The 5,057-nt window shown below is 53.0% G+C and carries 4 protein-coding genes; all 4 read left to right on the top strand.

From position 1 onward, the window contains the following. Positions 1-1,132, top strand: a 1,132-nt coding sequence (gene nifB, locus GRP75_RS19030; protein ID WP_160790059.1) for a nitrogenase cofactor biosynthesis protein NifB, incomplete at its 5' end; no start/stop codon positions are given. Between the two features lie 6 nt (positions 1,133-1,138). Then, positions 1,139-2,005 carry a nitrogenase iron protein gene (nifH, locus tag GRP75_RS19025; RefSeq protein ID WP_023987270.1) on the top strand — a complete coding sequence of 289 codons (867 nt, stop codon included), beginning with the start codon at positions 1,139-1,141 and terminating at the stop codon, positions 2,003-2,005. A gap of 88 nt (positions 2,006-2,093) precedes the next feature. Next, a complete protein-coding gene (gene nifD / locus GRP75_RS19020) occupies positions 2,094-3,542 on the top strand; it encodes a nitrogenase molybdenum-iron protein alpha chain (RefSeq protein ID WP_053324761.1) in 1,449 nt (482 codons plus the stop codon). Beyond that, on the top strand, positions 3,539-5,057 hold a 1,519-nt coding region (nifK, locus tag GRP75_RS19015), incomplete at its 3' end, for a nitrogenase molybdenum-iron protein subunit beta (RefSeq protein WP_160790058.1). The genes nifD and nifK, both read left to right, overlap by 4 nt.

The raw sequence follows: 5,057 nt of genomic DNA, 5'->3' as shown, positions 1-5,057 counted from the left end.
CAGCACAAATGGCCTTACCTTGATCAGGCATATCGACAGGATTGTAGAGCTGGGTATTTCGCATGTCACGATCACGATCAATGCTGTAGATCCAGTGGTGGGGAGCCGCATTTATGGATGGGTCTACGATGAAGGAAAACGCTATGCAGGAGAGGAGGCCGCGCGGCTGTTGATTGACCGCCAGCTGGCAGGCTTGAAGATGCTGGCTTCGAGAGGCGTATTGTGCAAGGTGAACTCGGTGCTGATTCCCGAAGTCAATGATGCCCATCTGCCGGAGGTAGCCAGGGTGGTCAAGGAGCACGGCGCAGTGCTGCACAACATTATGCCGCTCATCATCGCACCTGGTAGCCGGTATGAGCAGGAAGGGATGCGGGCTCCCCGTCCCCGTCTGGTCCGGCAGCTGCAGGAGCAATGTGCTGAAGCGGGGGCTGTCATTATGCGCCATTGCCGTCAGTGCAGGGCGGATGCGATTGGACTGCTGGGCGAGGATCGCAATCAGGATTTTACATGGGAGAACATAGCGGCTGCTCCTCCCATGGATGAAGGGGCAAGGGCACAATTTCAGAAAGAACTGGATGAGAAGGTGAGAGTGAGAATGGAACGCAAGGAGGGACAATCACACCACAAACAACCGTCAACCGGGGCTGGCTGTAGCTGCCCGTTATCGGGAGATAAGCCTGAAGCGAGCTTCACCTCAAAGCCAGTCCTAATCGCAGTGGCCAGTCGTGGCGGAGGGAAGGTGAATCAGCATTTCGGCCGTGCCAAGGAATTTATGATCTATGAAAGCGACGGGACCATCGTAAATTTCATAGGCATTCGTAAGGTGCAATCCTACTGCCACGGGAAAGCCGATTGCAATGGGGACAAGGTCGAGACGATGAAGGAGATCCTTTCCATGGTGCATGACTGTGCATTGCTGCTGTCGTCCGGCATAGGCGAAGCCCCCAAAGAGGCATTGCAGGAAGCTGGCGTGCTGCCTATTGTATGCGGCGGGGATATTGAGGAATCGGTTCTGGAATATGTGAAATTTCTGCGTTATATGTATCCTGTGCAGAGCAATAAAGGAAGTAAGCGCAATAAGGGAGTTAAGGGCAATCATTCGGATTTACCCATTGAACATTTTGGAGGCTGAGAAAATATGAGACAAATTGCGTTTTACGGTAAGGGCGGTATCGGCAAATCGACAACCTCGCAGAATACACTGGCTCAGCTCGCGACCAAATTCAAACAAAAAATTATGATCGTAGGCTGTGATCCCAAGGCAGACTCCACCCGTCTTATTCTGAATACGAAGGCCCAACAGACAGTGCTACATCTGGCTGCTGAAAGGGGCACGGTAGAGGATTTGGAGCTGGAGGATGTTGTCCAGAAGGGCTTCGGTGACATTCTGAACGTGGAATGCGGCGGTCCAGAGCCCGGTGTCGGCTGTGCAGGACGCGGCATCATCACAGCCATTAATTTTCTGGAGGAAGAGGGCGCCTACGAAGGGCTGGATTTCGTATCCTACGATGTGCTGGGGGACGTCGTGTGCGGGGGCTTCGCCATGCCGATCCGGGAGAAGAAGGCTCAGGAAATCTACATCGTATGCTCAGGCGAGATGATGGCTATGTACGCTGCCAACAATATTGCGCGCGGGATATTGAAGTATGCCAACAGCGGCGGGGTGCGTTTGGGCGGCTTAATCTGCAACAGCCGGAATACGGACCTGGAAGCGGAATTGATTACAGAGCTTGCGAGAAGACTGAACACGCAGATGATCCACTTTTTGCCGCGTGACAATGTTGTACAGCACGCTGAGCTGCGCCGTATGACCGTTACCCAATATAACCCGGAACATAAGCAGGCTGCGGAGTATGAAGAGCTGGCAGGTAAGATTTTGAATAACGATATGCTAACGGTTCCCACTCCCATTTCCATGGAAGATCTGGAGGATCTGTTGATGGAATTCGGCATTATTGAGGATGAAGAAACCGCAATTAACAAAGCTGAGGCGTCCGGGCAGTAGGCTCCAGCTAGAAGGCTTAATGACGGAACCAACGTGTGATGATGGAGGGAGCTGAACGCGTAGCTCGCAGGAGGGAGGAATAGGCCAAATGAGCAGTATTGTGGATAAGGGAAAGCAGATCGTAGAGGAGATACTGGAGGTATATCCCAAGAAGGCCAAGAAGGACCGGACCAAGCATTTTGAGATCGCGGATGAGGAGCTTGTGAACTGCGGAACCTGTTCCATTAAGTCCAACATGAAATCACGGCCCGGCGTCATGACAGCAAGGGGCTGTGCTTATGCAGGCTCCAAGGGTGTGGTATGGGGCCCGATTAAAGACATGGTGCACATTAGCCATGGTCCCATCGGCTGCGGGCAATACAGTTGGGGTACCCGACGCAATTATGCGAATGGGGTATTGGGAATCGATAATTTTACCGCCATGCAGATTACAAGCAATTTTCAGGAAAAGGATATCGTGTTCGGCGGAGATAAGAAGCTGGAGGTGATCTGCAGGGAAATTAAGGAGATGTTCCCGCTGGCTAAGGGCATCTCCGTGCAATCTGAATGTCCGGTCGGACTGATTGGTGATGATATCGGGGCCGTGGCTAAGAAGATGACAGAGGAGCTGGGCATTCCGGTCATTCCTGTACGCTGTGAGGGCTTTCGCGGGGTGAGTCAGTCTCTGGGCCATCACATTGCCAATGATGCTATCCGCGATTTTCTGATGGGGCGCCGCGAGCTAAAGGAGTCCGGGCCTTATGATGTCTCCATTATCGGGGACTACAATATCGGCGGTGATGCCTGGGCCTCGCGCATTTTGCTGGAGGAAATGGGACTGCGGGTTATAGCGCAGTGGTCGGGTGACGGTACGATCAATGAGCTGGGGATTGCGCATAAATCCAAGCTCAATCTAATCCATTGTCATCGTTCCATGAATTATATGTGCACAACGATGGAGCAGGAATACGGAATTCCCTGGATGGAATATAACTTCTTCGGCCCGACCAAGACGATGGAGAGCCTAAGAGCGATTGCTGCCCGCTTTGACGAGACGATTCAGGAAAAATGTGAGCAGGTCATTGCCCAATATATGCCGCAGATGGAGGCGGTCATCCGTAAATACCGCCCACGTCTGGAAGGCAAAAAGGTGATGCTTCTGATTGGCGGACTGCGGGCAAGGCATACCATCGGTGCCTATGAGGACCTGGGTATGGAAATTGTGGCTACAGGCTATGAATTTGCCCATAAGGATGATTACGAAAAGACATTTCCCGATGTAAAGGAAGGCACCATTCTGTACGATGATCCAGCTGCCTATGAGCTGGAGGAATTGGCCCAGCGGCTGAATATTGACTTAATGGGTGCCGGAGTCAAGGAGAAATATGTGTATCACAAAATGGGCATTCCCTTCCGTCAAATGCACTCCTGGGATTACAGCGGGCCTTATCATGGTTTTGACGGCTTCAAGATTTTTGCACGTGATATGGATATGACCATAAACAGTCCAGTATGGAGCCTGCTGCCGTCCCGGCAGACTGCGGAGGTGCCGGTATGAACGAGCGTCTGAACATTGTCGATCACAATCAGCTGTTTCGGCAGGATAAATATGTGCGCCAGCGTGAGGAGAAACGGGCCTTCGAGGCCCCTTGCTCGCCAGAGGAGGTTACCGCCACCCTAGAGTACACCAAGACCAAGGAATACAAGGATAAGAATTTCGCTCGTACAGCTGTAGTCGTGAACCCGGCCAAGGCTTGTCAGCCGCTGGGAGCGGTTATGGCTGCGCTGGGCTTCGAAAAAACGCTCCCGTTCATTCATGGCTCACAGGGCTGTACGGCTTATTTCCGTAGCCATCTTGCCCGCCACTTCAAAGAGCCTGTTCCTGCCGTCTCCACCTCGATGACCGAGGATGCCGCCGTATTCGGCGGCATGCGCAACCTCATTGACGGTATAGAGAACTGTATTGCCTTGTATCAGCCGGAGATGATTGCGGTATGCACGACCTGTATGGCAGAGGTGATCGGAGATGATCTGTCTGCTTTCTTGGCTAATGCCCGTCAGGAGGGAGCCCTTCCCGAGGATATGCCGGTTCCTTTTGCCAATACCCCCAGCTTCTCCGGTTCACATATTACAGGCTATGACGCCATGCTGCGCTCTGTACTGGAGACGCTGTATAACAAGTCAGGCCGGACGCCGCAGCCTGGTCATGAATTGAAGCTGAATGTACTGCTCGGGTTTGACGGGTATACGGGCAATTTTGCGGAAATGCGGCGCATACTGGGGATGTTCGGCGCTACGTATACCATTCTGGGTGACCACAGCAGTAATTTTGATTCAGGGGCCACTGGAGAGTACAGCTACTATTACGGGGGAACGCCGCTTAAGGATGTGCCCGAGGCCGCAGATGCTGCCGGCACGTTGGCGATCCAGCAGTACTCTCTTCGTAAAACATTAGGCTATATGAAGCGAACCTGGGGGCAGCAGGTGTCTTCCATCTCCACGCCGCTGGGCATCCGCGCTACTGATTGCTTGCTTGAAGAGATCAGCCGTCTGTCCGGAAAGGAAATTCCCGAGGCATTAAAGCAGGAGCGCGCCCGAATTGTGGATGCCATGATGGATTCGCATGCTTATCTGCACGGCAAACGAGTGGCTATGGCGGGAGACCCGGATATGCTCATCGGCCTGATTGGCTTTTGTCTGGAGTTGGGCATGGAGCCGGTGCATATTGTTTGCTCCAATGGGGACCGGAAATTTGAGAAGGAAGCAGAGCTTCTGCTGAAGTCCAGCCCTTACGGTGCAGAAGCCACGGTTCATTCCGGTCAGGATTTGTGGCATATGCGTTCGCTGCTGTTCCAGGACCCGGTGGACCTGGCTATTGGCAGCTCCCACCTGAAGTTCGCGGCCAAAGAGGCGAAAATTCCTTTGCTCCGTGTGGGCTTTCCGATCTTCGACAGGCATCATCTGCATCGTTATCCGATTATCGGCTACCAGGGTGCGCTGAATCTGCTTACCCAATTCGTGAATACCGTACTGGATGTCATGGAAGAGCAGGCTCCGGATCATAGCTTTGATC

Source organism: Paenibacillus sp. OT2-17 (genome assembly GCF_009827695.1).
GTDB classification, from domain to species: Bacteria; Bacillota; Bacilli; order Paenibacillales; family Paenibacillaceae; genus Paenibacillus; species Paenibacillus polymyxa_B.
Note: the sequence above shows the minus strand (reverse complement) of the source record. Positions and strands in the feature narration are given on the sequence as shown.